This window comes from Streptomyces sp. YIM S03343 (genome assembly GCF_054729195.1).
Genome location: NZ_JBPUKX010000001.1, coordinates 5063480 through 5075921, shown reverse-complemented (window position 1 = coordinate 5075921; position 12442 = coordinate 5063480). Strand labels below are relative to the sequence as shown.

At 69.2% G+C, this 12442-nt stretch carries 13 protein-coding genes and 1 riboswitch; of the genes, 5 read left to right on the top strand and 8 right to left on the bottom strand.

Translation table 11 applies throughout. The annotated features are described in order from the left end of the window. Positions 1–34: 34 nt before the first annotated feature. Both ACSYGN_RS22125 and ACSYGN_RS22120 read left to right on the top strand, forming a co-directional pair. Positions 35–493 (top strand): hypothetical protein, encoded by a 459-nt coding sequence (locus ACSYGN_RS22125; RefSeq protein ID WP_460398227.1) that lies wholly within the window; start codon positions 35–37, stop codon positions 491–493. A gap of 8 nt (positions 494–501) precedes the next feature. Continuing rightward, positions 502–939, top strand: a complete 438-nt coding sequence (locus tag ACSYGN_RS22120; protein ID WP_460398226.1) for a hypothetical protein — start codon at positions 502–504, stop codon at positions 937–939. A 24-nt stretch (positions 940–963) separates the two neighbouring features. Here the strand turns inward: ACSYGN_RS22120 and ACSYGN_RS22115 are convergent, their stop codons facing one another. Continuing rightward, entirely contained in the window at positions 964–2091 is a 1128-nt protein-coding gene (locus tag ACSYGN_RS22115) for an NADH:flavin oxidoreductase (RefSeq protein ID WP_460398224.1), read from the bottom strand. A gap of 203 nt (positions 2092–2294) precedes the next feature. After that, a complete protein-coding gene (groL, locus tag ACSYGN_RS22110; RefSeq protein WP_460398222.1) occupies positions 2295–3917 on the bottom strand; it encodes a chaperonin GroEL in 1623 nt (540 codons plus the stop codon). A gap of 221 nt (positions 3918–4138) precedes the next feature. Between groL and ACSYGN_RS22105 the strand changes: the two genes are divergently transcribed. Beyond that, positions 4139–4297: a hypothetical protein gene (locus ACSYGN_RS22105; protein WP_460398220.1), complete on the top strand. Its 159-nt coding sequence runs from the start codon at positions 4139–4141 to the stop codon at positions 4295–4297. On the opposite strand, the gene ACSYGN_RS22100 is transcribed toward ACSYGN_RS22105, so the two are convergent. The 3 genes from ACSYGN_RS22100 to thrC form a co-directional block, all read right to left on the bottom strand. Next, entirely contained in the window at positions 4287–4490 is a 204-nt protein-coding gene (locus ACSYGN_RS22100) for a cold-shock protein (protein WP_004986573.1), read from the bottom strand. The two genes, ACSYGN_RS22105 and ACSYGN_RS22100, sit on opposite strands and share 11 nt — an antisense overlap. Positions 4491–4977: 487 nt before the next feature. Continuing rightward, a complete protein-coding gene (locus ACSYGN_RS22095) occupies positions 4978–5253 on the bottom strand; it encodes a ubiquitin-like small modifier protein 1 (protein ID WP_460398217.1) in 276 nt (91 codons plus the stop codon). 175 nt (positions 5254–5428) lie between these two features. Further along, on the bottom strand, positions 5429–6712 hold the full coding sequence (gene thrC, locus ACSYGN_RS22090; RefSeq protein ID WP_460398214.1) for a threonine synthase: 1284 nt from the start codon (positions 6710–6712) through the stop codon (positions 5429–5431). A gap of 18 nt (positions 6713–6730) precedes the next feature. Continuing rightward, positions 6731–6876, bottom strand: a riboswitch (SAM riboswitch). A 182-nt stretch (positions 6877–7058) separates the two neighbouring features. Here thrC and ACSYGN_RS22085 point away from each other — a divergent pair. Together ACSYGN_RS22085 and ACSYGN_RS22080 are read left to right on the top strand one after the other, a co-directional pair. Next, positions 7059–8003 (top strand): glucosyl-3-phosphoglycerate synthase, encoded by a 945-nt coding sequence (locus ACSYGN_RS22085; protein ID WP_460398212.1) that lies wholly within the window; start codon positions 7059–7061, stop codon positions 8001–8003. 276 nt (positions 8004–8279) lie between these two features. After that, positions 8280–9740, top strand: a complete 1461-nt coding sequence (locus ACSYGN_RS22080) for an alpha,alpha-trehalose-phosphate synthase (UDP-forming) (protein ID WP_460398210.1) — start codon at positions 8280–8282, stop codon at positions 9738–9740. A gap of 197 nt (positions 9741–9937) precedes the next feature. Here the strand turns inward: ACSYGN_RS22080 and otsB are convergent, their stop codons facing one another. The 3 genes from otsB to ACSYGN_RS22065 all read right to left on the bottom strand — a co-directional run bounded on the left by otsB (position 9938) and on the right by ACSYGN_RS22065 (position 12424). Next, positions 9938–10774 carry a trehalose-phosphatase gene (gene otsB / locus ACSYGN_RS22075; RefSeq protein ID WP_460398208.1) on the bottom strand — a complete coding sequence of 279 codons (837 nt, stop codon included), beginning with the start codon at positions 10772–10774 and terminating at the stop codon, positions 9938–9940. A gap of 60 nt (positions 10775–10834) precedes the next feature. After that, the gene (locus tag ACSYGN_RS22070; protein WP_460398206.1) at positions 10835–11095 is read right to left on the bottom strand and encodes a DUF3263 domain-containing protein; all 261 of its coding nucleotides are present in this window, start codon (positions 11093–11095) and stop codon (positions 10835–10837) included. Positions 11096–11167: 72 nt separating this feature from the next. Next, entirely contained in the window at positions 11168–12424 is a 1257-nt protein-coding gene (locus ACSYGN_RS22065; RefSeq protein ID WP_460398204.1) for an extracellular solute-binding protein, read from the bottom strand. Between the last annotated feature and the right edge of the window lie 18 nt (positions 12425–12442).

Below are 12442 nucleotides of genomic sequence, written 5' to 3'. Positions count from 1 at the left end.
GCGTCACCGTGATCTCACGGAGCGTGGAGCGTCGATGACCGGCCTTATCAAACAGCTCCGCATCTCGCTCCTCGTCACGCTCGGGGTGATGGCCTTCGGCGTGCTGTCGGACCTCCTAAAAGCACTGTGGTCGGGGGACTTCCTGGCGGTCCTGGGCGACGATGCGCTGACCGCGGTCATCTTCTGTACTTTCGTGGCCGTCGTGCACACGGTGATCTACGGCGCGATGCACGTCGGACGCCCGGAGACGCGGGAGGCGCGGGGCGTCCGGGCCGGGTTGGGGGTGCTGCTGGTGCTCGACGTGCTCCCGCTGCTCATCGCGGGCTACGTCGTACTCGCCCTCATACCCGTCATGACCGTCGTGGTGACATGGGGCTGGGTGAGGCGGGGAGCCACGGTACCCGGTGAGGCGCGGAACACCGCGCTGTTCTTCGGCATCCTGTCCGTGCTGGTGCAGGCGGTGGGAGCCGCGATCATGGCCGCGGTGGGATGATCATGCATATGTCCGAGGACACCGGCGCCATGTGGGCCGTCCTGCTGATGCTCGCGGTCGCGCCCGCGATGGGGTACGCGCTCGTCACCCGGCTCACCGGGCGCGGGCGCAAGGGGGCTGCCTCCTGGCAGCCGATAGACGACCCGGTCTTCTGGGCCGGCGCGGGTGCGGCGGTTGCGGGCCATGCGCTGGCCGCGGTCGCCGTGGTCGGGGACTGGGGCGGGATGTCCGGACCGCTGTCGGCGGCGTACGCGGGCGGAGGTGTGGCCAGCGCCCTCGTCTACGCGTACGACGCCTGGACGGGCAACGGCCGTGCGGGTGACGGCGATAGGGGTGAAGGCACTGCGCGGGCGGGTCGTCGGGGCGGGCGTGTGCTGCGTCCTGCGCTGCTGCTCGTCGTGCCGTACGTGTTCGCCCTCGGGTTCTTCCTGCTGGTCACTGACTGACCCGAGGGCGAACGGTGGGACGGCTCAGCTCAGGGATTTCAGAGCCGCCGCGTCGTACGGCTTCAGCTCGTCCGTACGGCCGGAGAGGATCTTCGCCGCCCACTCGGGGTCCTGGAGCAGCGCGCGGCCGACGGCCACCAGGTCGAACTCGTCGCGCTCCAGTCGGTCGAGCAGGTCGTCGATGCCCTTGAGCACGGAGCCCTCGCCGGTGAAGGCCTTGATGAAGTCGCCGTCGAGGCCGACTGAGCCGACGGTGACGGTGGGCTTGCCGGTCAGCTTCTTCGTCCAGCCCGCGAGGTTGAGGTCGGAGCCCTCGAACTCGGGGAGCCAGTAGCGGCGGGTGGAGGCGTGGAAGGCGTCCACACCGGCCGCGGCGAGCGGGGTCAGGATGGACTCCAGTTCCTCGGGGGTCTCGGCGAGCCGGGCGTCGTACGCCTCCTGCTTCCACTGCGAGTAGCGGAAGAGGACCGGGAAGTCGGGCGAGACGGCCTCGCGGACGGCCGCGATGACCTCCGCCGCGAACTTCGTCCGGGCCACGGGGTCACCGCCGTAGGCGTCGGTACGCCGGTTGGTGCCCGCCCACAGGAACTGGTCGAGGAGGTAACCGTGCGCGCCGTGCAACTCGACGCCGTCGAAGCCGATGCGCTCGGCGGCGGCCGCGGCCTCGGCGAACGCGCCGATCACGGCGTCCAGGTCGGCCCGGTCCATCGCCTTGCCGGTGGCCTCGGTGGCGCCGATGCGCAGGCCGGAGGGGCCGACGGCGGGGGCTTCGGGGAAAGGCGCCTGGCCCTGCTCACGGACCATGCCGATGTGCCACAGCTGCGGGACGATCGTGCCGCCCGCCGCGTGCACCGCCTCGGCGACCTTCGCCCAGCCCGCCAACTGCTCCTCCCCGTGGAACCGCGGTACGCGGCTGCTCTGCCCGGCCGAATCGTGGCCGACGTACGTTCCCTCGGTGACGATCAGACCGACACCGGCGGCTGCGCGGCGGGCGTAGTACGACACCACGTCCTCACCCGGGATGCCGCCGGGGGAGAACATGCGGGTCATCGGCGCCATGACGATCCGGTTGGGCACGGTCAGGCCGTTGAGCGTGACCGGGCGGGAGAGGATCTCGGCGGCGCGGGAGGCCGGGGGCGTGGTGACGGTCACGTGGGGGCTCCTGGAGAGTGATTCGACTGACCAACTGGTATGTGCGCACGCATCGTTGCACTACCTGAATCAACTGCACCCTCCGAGTGGTGCATTCCGCATCGCCGATGAGCCGCCGTGTGATCCCGGACACGCCGAGGGCGGCACCCCCTGTCGGAAGGGGGTGCCGCCCTCGGTAAGGACGCAGATCAACCAGAGGTCGATCAGAAGTCCATGTCACCGCCCGGCATGCCGCCCGGGGCGGCCGCGGCGGCCTTCTCCGGCTTGTCGGCGATGACGGCCTCGGTGGTGAGGAACAGCGCGGCGATGGAGGCCGCGTTCTGCAGCGCCGAACGGGTCACCTTCGCCGGGTCGATGATGCCCTCGGCGACCAGGTCGACGTACTCGCCGGTCGCAGCGTTCAGGCCGTGACCCGGGGTCAGGTTGCGCACCTTCTCCACCACGACGCCGCCCTCGAGGCCGGCGTTGACGGCGATCTGCTTCAGCGGGGCCTCCAGCGCGAGCTTCACGGCCTGCGCGCCGGTCGCCTCGTCACCCTCGAGGTCCAGCTTCTCGAAGACCGAGGCGGCCTGGATGAGGGCCACGCCGCCACCGGCGACGATGCCCTCCTCGACGGCAGCCTTCGCGTTGCGGACGGCGTCCTCGATGCGGTGCTTGCGCTCCTTGAGCTCCACCTCGGTGGCGGCACCGGCCTTGATGACCGCGACACCGCCGGCGAGCTTCGCCAGGCGCTCCTGGAGCTTCTCGCGGTCGTAGTCCGAGTCGCTGTTCTCGATCTCGGCGCGGATCTGGTTGACGCGGCCCGCGACCTGGTCGGAGGAGCCGGCACCGTCGACGATGGTGGTCTCGTCCTTGGTGATGACGACCTTGCGGGCCTTGCCCAGCAGGTCGAGGGTCGTGTTCTCGAGCTTGAGACCGACCTCCTCGGAGATGACCTCGCCGCCGGTGAGGATGGCGATGTCGTTCAGCATCGCCTTGCGGCGGTCACCGAAGCCCGGGGCCTTGACCGCGACGGACTTGAAGGTGCCGCGGATCTTGTTGACGACCAGGGTCGACAGGGCCTCGCCCTCGACGTCCTCGGCGATGATCAGCAGCGGCTTGCCCGACTGCATGACCTTCTCCAGCAGCGGGAGCAGGTCCTTGACCGAGGAGATCTTGGAGTTGGCGATCAGGATGTACGGGTCGTCGAGGACGGCCTCCATACGCTCCATGTCGGTGGCGAAGTACGCCGAGATGTAGCCCTTGTCGAAGCGCATGCCCTCGGTGAGCTCGAGCTCCAGACCGAAGGTCTGCGACTCCTCGACGGTGATGACGCCTTCCTTGCCGACCTTGTCCATGGCCTCGGCGATCAGCTCGCCGATCTGGGTGTCGGCGGCGGAGATGGAGGCCGTGGAGGCGATCTGCTCCTTGGTCTCGACGTCCTTGGCCTGCTCCAGCAGGGCGGCGGAGACGGCCTCGACGGCCTTCTCGATACCGCGCTTGAGGGCCATCGGGTTGGCGCCGGCGGCTACGTTGCGCAGGCCCTCCTTGACCAGGGCCTGGGCGAGCACGGTCGCGGTGGTCGTACCGTCACCGGCGACGTCGTCCGTCTTCTTGGCGACTTCCTTGACCAGCTCGGCGCCGATCTTCTCGTACGGGTCCTCGAGCTCGATCTCCTTGGCGATGGACACACCGTCGTTGGTGATCGTGGGGGCGCCCCACTTCTTCTCGAGGACGACGTTGCGGCCCTTGGGGCCGAGCGTCACCTTCACGGCGTCCGCGAGCTGGTTCATGCCGCGCTCGAGGCCGCGCCGCGCCTCCTCGTCGAACGCGATGATCTTGGCCATGTGAAGTGGTCCCTCCAGGACTGGGGGTGATTCCTTCGGACCGCGCCCGCGCCCGCGACGGACGGCTCGCCGGCCCGTGGTTCCTTGCCCCACGCGGCCTGCGGGCCTCACCGACCCGGTCCTTCATTGTCACTCTCACCTTCAGAGTGCTAACGCCAATGATTAGCACTCGCCCCTGTCGAGTGCAAGCGCCTCCGGCAGGGTCGGCCGAGGGTCAGCCCTTGGCGAACAGCAGCCCTACGACGTCCGACGGCAGCCGTACGACGTCCGCACGGCAGCCGTACGACGTCTGCACGGCGTCCGGGCACGCGAAGGGCCCGCACCCGGTGCGGGTGCGGGCCCTTCGCAGGAAATACGTGCAGTTGACGTTCAGGCGGTGACGCGGACCATGTCGGCCTGCGGGCCCTTCTGGCCCTGCGAGATCTCGAACTCGACGCGCTGACCCTCTTCCAGGGTGCGGTAGCCGTCCATCTGGATCGCGCTGTAGTGGACGAAGACGTCCGCACCACCGTCGACCGCGATGAAGCCGTACCCCTTCTCCGCGTTGAACCACTTGACGGTGCCCTGAGCCATGCCTAACTCCCCTATTACTGGCCCTTGCACAGATCCACACTTCGCGGATCCGGGTCAGACCTCACCCCCCATGGATTGGGGGCGTGCGCCGGAACGCGTCGACCGCGGCTGAATGTATCTGTCCAACTGCCGTCTGCAACAGGTCAATCGGACGAGAAATCCGGGCACGCACGGTCGGGAATCTCCCGAGAATTCACCTGAATTCAGGGCAAGTCGGGCCCCATAAAAGGCGTATAAGGCGCAAAAGGTTCGCACACTTTGGCTACTTCTTGCCGTTCGCCCGGCACATTCACAGGGTCTTCACCCTGAAGATCACGAGCGCCTTCCCCAACCCTACCGCGTTCAACCCAACTGAATTACCCCCTCCGCTTCTCTCACGGAGGAGGCAATTCGATGAACAGTGAGTGAGCGACGTTACCCCCGGTAACAGTGGTGGGCTCCGTGGTGCACTCCGGGCGGGCGCTCCGGGGGTGCGCTCCTGGGGTGCTCAGCCTCCGGCGACGGCGGGGATGATCGACACGCCCGCCCCGTCCGGAGTAGCCGTCTCCAGGCCCTGCTCGAAGCGGACGTCGTCGTCGTTGACGTAGACGTTCACGAACCGGCGCAGCTTGCCCTGGTCGTCCAGGACCCGGGCGGCGATGCCGGTGTGGTTCTTCTCCAGGTCGGTGATGACATCGGCGAGGGTCGCGCCCTCGGCCGCCACTTCGGCCTGCCCACCGGTGTAGGTGCGCAGGATGGTGGGGATGCGGACGGTGACACTCATGCGACTTGACCTCCGGTGACAAGGGGACTACGTTGCGTCGCGACCGCCGGGCCGGCGGTTTCGGCCTGTGGAGCTGGCATAAGACCTCGGCTTGGGTTCGTCCCGGGGGCAGCCGGCGGTGAAGCAGGAAACCCGGCGGGCGACCGCTGGACTCCTCGGGACTCGGAGGAGGAGGTCAAGCGAGGCCAGCCTCTCGGAACGACTCAAGGTTGGGACGGATGGTGGCGGTCAGCCCGGTGCCGGCCACCGCGTCGAGGGTCTTGAGGCCGTCGCCCGTGTTGAGGACGACCGTGGTGAGGGTGGGGTCGAGGACGCCGTCGTCGATCAGCTTCTTCGTCACGCCCACCGTCACACCGCCCGCCGTCTCGGCGAAGATGCCCTCGGTGCGGGCGAGCAGCCCGATCGCCTCGACGACCTGATCGTCCGTCACGTCCTCCACGGCGCCGCCGGTACGGCGCGCGATGTCGAGGACGTAGGGCCCGTCGGCCGGGTTGCCGATGGCGAGCGACTTGGCGATGGTGTTCGGCTTCTGCGGCCGTACGACGTCGTGCCCGGCCTTGAAGGCGGTGGACACCGGCGAGCAGCCCTCGGCCTGCGCACCGAAGATCTTGTACGGCCGGTCCTCCACCAGACCCAGCTCGATCAGTTCCTTCAGCCCCTTGTCGACCTTGGTGAGCTGCGAACCGGAGGCCACCGGTACGACGATCTGGTCGGGCAGCCGCCAGCCGAGCTGCTCGCAGACCTCGTACGCCAGGGTCTTGGAGCCCTCCGCGTAGTACGGCCGCAGATTGACGTTGACGAAGCCCCAGCCCTCGCCCGCCGGATCGCCGATCAGCTCGGAGCAGAAGCGGTTCACATCGTCGTAGGTGCCCTCGATACCGACCAGATCGCCGCCGTAGATCGCGGCCATGACGATCTTGCCCTGCTCCAGGTCGTGCGGGATGAACACGCACGAGCGCAGCCCGGCGCGGGCCGCGGCGGCACCCACCGCACCGGCCAGATTGCCGGTCGAGGAGCAGGAGAGCGTGGTGAAGCCGAAAGCGCGGGCGGCCTCCAGCGCCTGGGCCACGACACGGTCCTTGAAGGAGTGCGTCGGATTGCCGGAGTCGTCCTTCACATACAGACCGCCGGTCACCCCGAGTTCCCGGGCGAGACGGTCGGCCTTGACGAGTTTCGTCCAGCCGGGATTGATGTTCGGCTTGTCCGCCACGTCCGCGGGGACGGGCAGCAGTGGCGCATAACGCCAGATGTTCGCGGGTCCCGCCTCGATACGCTTACGGAGCTCCTCGGTGTCGTAGGACGAGAAGTCGTAGGAGATCTCCAGCGGGCCGAAACACTCCGCACAGGCGAAGACCGGGCCGAGCGGTACGCGATGGCCGCATTCCCGGCAGCTCAGAGCGGCGGCGGGCCCGAGATCGACGGAGGATTCCGTGGTGCTTGCAAGTGACTGCGCGGCCATGAGAGGCGAGGCCCTTTCTCCTCATCTTCCTCACGACGCATCTCGTCGTGAGACGGATTTGGCACCTTCCCTCGCCGGGAGCCTCGCAGCGGATGCCGAGACCGGTCGTAGGGGGGTTGCCGGGGCTTCACCGGGCCGTATCCCTCTGCCCCTCTGGATGAGCGGTATGCACTTGTGGACGCCGGAGACCTCGGACATGCGATGGTCATCCGCGTTGTTCAAGACTGTAACCGAAGGCCAGGAGAGTTGAGATAGTCGTCCGAACCGCGAGATGGATCACAGGGATCACATGGATCGCAGGGATCACATGGTGATGTGTGGCCGCAACAGTGAGGAGCCGCAAGCTGTGCTGGAAGAAGTCGAGCGCTGGCTGAGCGATCGCTCCTGGTCCGTGACCGATCGCCCCCTTCACAGGATCATGGCGGCGAAGCAGCGCACGGGTCAGTCGGTGTCCGTCGTCCTGCCCGCGCTCAACGAGGAGGAAACGGTCGGCGACATCGTCGCGATCATCCGCCACGACCTCATGCAGCAGGTCCCGCTGGTCGACGAGATCGTCGTCGTCGACTCCGGGTCCACCGACCGCACCTCCCAGGTCGCCGCCGCCGCGGGCGCCCGGGTCGTCCACCGCGACCACATCCTGCCGCGCATCCCCGCCGTGCCCGGCAAGGGCGAGGTGCTGTGGCGCTCCCTCCTGGTCACCGGCGGGGACATCGTTTGCTTCATCGACGCCGATCTGAAGGAGTTCTCCTCCGACTTCGTCTCCGGCATCGTCGGCCCGCTGCTCACCGACCCGGAGGTCGACCTGGTCAAGGCCATGTACGACCGTCCGCTCGGCGGCGCCGCCGGGCAGGGCGGCCGGGTCACCGAGCTGATGGCCCGCCCGCTGCTCAATATGCACTGGCCCCAGCTCGCCGGCTTCGTCCAGCCGCTCGGCGGCGAGTACGCGGCCCGGCGCAGTCTGCTGGAGCTGCTGCCGTTCCCGGTGGGCTACGGCATCGAGCTGGGCATGCTCGTCGACGCCCTGCATCTCGTCGGCCTCGACGCACTGGCCCAGGTCGACGTGGGGGTACGCAAGCACCGGCACCAGGACGGGCAGGCGCTGGGGCGGATGGCCGCGGCGATCTACCGCACCGCCCAGCTCCGGCTGGCCCGCGGGCATCTGATCCGGCCGTCGCTCACGCAGTTCGAGCGGGGGGCGGAGGGGTTCGAGGCACGGACGTATTCCGTGGACACGGAGGAGCGGCCGCCTATGGCCGAGATCGTGGAGTATGCGGAGCGGCGGGTGGCCTGACCGGGGGCTGGGGGGCTGAGGTTTGCGCAGTTCCCCGCGCCCCTGGATTTGTCCGGTTCGATGTCGGGTGCGGGTGCGTCGTGGCTGGTCGCTCCCCCAAGCTCTCAACTTCGTTCGAGCAGGGAGGTACCCCCATCGCGGCAGAGCCGCAGATCGATGCGCCCCGCGCCCCTTCAGGCACGCTGCCGCCCCGGCGCCAGTGCCTTACCGGGCACACCCGCCCGGTGTGAGTGAGCATACGTTTGACACCCCTCCCGACGGGCTAGGTCTGGGCTTATGGCCACTACGTCAAGCGGCGCAGCCCACCCCGTGCTGGTCGCGTCCAATCGCGGCCCCATCTCGTACCAGGTGCGCGAGGACGGTTCCCTGCACGCCAAACGCGGCGGTGGCGGTCTGGTGTCCGGGCTCTCGGCCATCGGGCCGGACGCCGGCGCCCTGTGGGTGTGCTCGGCACTCGGCGACGGGGACCGCGAGGCGGTACGGCGCGGGGTCGGCGAGCCCGGTGTGCGAATGCTGGACATCCCGCCCGATGTGCACTCCGACGCCTACAACGGCATCGCCAACTCCGTGCTGTGGTTCGTGCACCACATGCTGTACCAGACCCCGCTGGAGCCGGTCTTCGACAGCGAGTTCCGGCGCCGATGGACGTCCTACGAGGAGTACAACCGCGCGTTCGCGACGGCGCTCGCCGAGGAGGCGGCCGAGGGGGCCGTCGTGATGGTGCAGGACTACCACCTGTGCCTGGTGCCGGGGATGCTGCGCGAGCTGCGGCACGATCTGCGCATCGGACACTTCTCGCACACGCCGTGGGCGCCGCCGGAGTACTTCCGGATGCTTCCCGACGACATCGGCGCCCAGCTGGTGCGGGGCATGCTCGGAGCGGACCGGCTCGGGTTCCTCACCCGGCGGTGGGCCGACGCGTTCGTGCGGTGCGCGAGGGAGACGGACCGGGACGGTGTCGTCTTCGCCGGGGCGGACGACGACGGCGGTCTTGTCGTACGGCACTCCGCGGGCGGGCCGGTGCGGGAGACCGTTATCGGGGTGCACGGGCTCGGTGCCGACTCCGAGTTCCTGCGCGAGCGCGCGCATCAGCCCGATGTCGACGAGCGGATGGCCGCGCTGCGCGAGGAGATCGGCGCCGGACGCAAGACGATCGTCCGGGTCGACCGGACCGAGCTGTCCAAGAACATCGTGCGCGGGCTGCTGGCGTACCGGCAGCTGCTCGACGACCGTCCCGAGTGGCGGGAGCGGGTCGTGCATGTCGCGTTCGCGTATCCGTCCCGGCAGGATCTCGCCGTGTACCGGGAGTACACGGCCGAGGTGCAGCGGGTCGCTGATGAGATCAACTCGGTGTACGGGACGCCGGGGTGGACACCGGTCGTCCTTCATGTCAAGGACGACTTCGCGCGGTCGCTGGCGGCGTACCGTCTGGCCGATGTGGCGCTGGTCAATCCCATCCGCGACGGGATGAATCTTGTGGCCAAGGAGGTGCCGGTCGTCTCCGACGAGGGGTGTGTGCTGGTGCTGTCGCGGGAGGCGGGGGCGTTCGAGGAGTTGGGGGACGATGCGGTGGTCGTGAATCCCTATGACGTGGTGGGGACGGCGCGGGCGTTGCATCTGGCGTTGGCGATGCCGGGTGGGGAGCGGGGGGAGCGGGGGAAGAGGCTGGTTGCGGCGGCTACGGCTCTGCCGCCGAGTGCGTGGTTCTTGGAGCAGCTTGACGCGTTGCGGGGGTAGGCGGTTTTCGCCCCCGCCGCCCCTTCCCGTCCCGTCACGGGGGCTCCGCCCCCGTCCCCCCGCTCCTCAAACGCCGGAGGGGCTGGATGTTCAGCCCGTCCGGCGTTTGAGGACGAGGCCCGAAGGGCCGAAAGGGGGGTCTGGGGGCGCAGCCCCCAGGGACGGGAACGGGAAGGGGCGGCGGGGGCGAAAACCCCCTACACGGCCGCCGCCAGTCGCCTCAGCAGCGCCACCACTCCCCCCGGCCCCTCCACCACCAGGTCCGCTCTCGATGACAGCTCCGTGACCTCCGTGCTGCCGCTGCACACCAGGAGGCCCGGGACACCTTCCTCCCGGAGCTTTTCGACGGCCGCGTAGGCCGGGAGATCGCCCAGATCGTCGCCTGCGTAGAGCAACGACCCCGCGCCGGCGGCCCGGACGTGGTCCCGCAGCGCCACCCCCTTGTCCATGCCCGGCGGCCGCAGCTCCAGCACCAGACGCCCCGGTTCCACGATCAGACCGTGAGCCGTGGCCAGGCCGACAAGCGGAGTGCGAAGCGCTTCGAAGGTCGACTGCGGGTTCGCCGCCCGGCGGGTGTGGACCGCGATCGCCCTGCCGCCCTTCTCCTCCACCCAGGCGCCGGACCCGGCCAGCAGGGCAGGGAGCTCGGCTCGGGCCGCGGCCACACCGGGGTGCGGCGGCGGGGCGGTCAGGGTGGCGGTGGCCGCGTCCCAGCGCTCGGCGCCGTAGTGGCCGAGGACCACCAGGTGCTCCAGGCCGGGTACGTCCGCGAAGCCGCCGTGGTGCACGGCGACCTCGGCCGGGCGGCCGGTGACGACGGCCACGGACGCGACCTTCGGGGCGATCGCGGCCAGTGCGGGCACCGCGTCGGGGTGGGCGCGGGCCTGTTCCGGGTCCGGCACGATCGGGGCGAGCGTCCCGTCGAAGTCGAGGCCGATCACGGTGCGGTCCGGGTGGGCGAGGATGGTGGCCAGGGCCTCACGGCCGGCCTGGGTGACGGGCTGCGGGAGAGGGTCCATCGGATCGGTGGGCATGTCGTCAACCTAACCGCGGGCCGTCCGCCTTACTCATGTCTGCGCGTGCTGACACGTGCCTCAGCGTTCCGCCCGTCTGCGCTCTCTGATCCGTCGCAGTCTGTTCACCGTGACCGGGTCGTGGGCCAGGGCCCGGGCGTCGTCGAGGAGGGCGTTGAGGAGCTGGTAGTAGCGGACCGGGGCCAGGCCCAGCTCCTCCCGTATGGCACGTTCCTTGGCGCCGGGGCCCGAGAACCCCCGGCGCTCCAGGGCCAGGACCGCACGTTCCGTGCGGCCCAGGCCGTCGGGCGCCGTGTCCTCGGTCCTGTTCGTGTCCTCCATGTGTGCACGGTAGCGGCCGTCACCGACAGCCGCCGCGTGCCGCTGCCTCTGCTTGTCGCTCTGCTTGTCGCTCTACTTGTTGCGCCTTGCCACGTCCGCCGCGTTGTCCGCCGCGCTCGCCCTGGTCTGGAGGCGGGTGAGGACGGCGGACGGATTGCCGTCGGCGGCGACGGCCGTGCCGATGGTCTTCTTGATCTCGGCGCTGACCGTGGCCCAGGAGGTCTTGCCGACCGGCGGGAGCACGGAGGTCGGCAGCTGCTCCAGGAACGGCCACAGGTCCTTGTCCTGCTTGGACTCGGTCATGGCCTGCGAAGCGGACGTGGTCACGGGCAGCAGGCCGTACTCGCGGGCGAAGGCCAGGACGTTCTTCTTGTCGTAGACGAAGTCGAGGAAGTCGCCGATCTGGTCGCGGTGGCCGTTCTGCTTGAACGCCATCATCCAGTCGGCCACACCCATCGTGGACTGGGACTCCCCGTCCTTGCCGGGCATCGGCACCATGCCGAACTTCACGCCCTTCGCGTCGGCCTGCTTCATCAGCGTGGGGTGGCCGACGAGCATACCGACGTTGCCGTCGGCGAAGGCGGCGAAGGCGTCGGCGCGGTTGAGCTTCGAGGGCGCGACCGGGCCGGTGAGGTCCTTGGCGACGAGGTTGTCCTTGAGCCAGTTGAACGTGTTGATGTTGCGCGGGTCGTCGATGGCGTATGTGCCGATGTCGTCGGTGTAGCCGTCGCCGCCGCTGAGCAGCCACTGCATCGTCTCGGCCTGCGCCTCCTCGGGGCCGAGGGGCAGCGCGTACGGGTAGGACACGCCCTTGGCCTTGAGGGCCGCCGCGTCGGACGCGAGCTCGGCCCAGGTGGTGGGCGGGGTGATGCCCGCACTGGTGAAGAGGGTCTTGTTGTAGAAGAGCATGCGGGTGGAGGCCACGAACGGGATGCCGACCTGGGTGTGGTCCGCCTCGCCCGCGTCGGCGAGCTGGGACAGGAAGTCCGCCTGGGTGGATATGGAGAGCAGATCGTCCGCGCCGTACAGCTTGCCCGCGGCCGCGTAGTCGGCGTAGGCGCCGATCTGCGCCAGGTCGGGGGCCTTGCCGTCGTCGACCATGGACTTCACCTTGGCGTCGACGTCGTTCCAGGAGTAGACGGAGACCTCCACCTTCACATCGGGGTGCGAGCTCTCGTACTCCTTCACCAGCCTGTCCCAGTACTTCCGCGAGCTGTTGGCCGAGGAGTCGCCGTACTCGGCCGCGACCAACCGCAGAGTCACATCACCGGACGCGGCCCCGGTGAGTCCGCATCCGCTGAGGACCGCCGTCATGCCCAGGGTGGACATCACCGCGATCATTGCCGT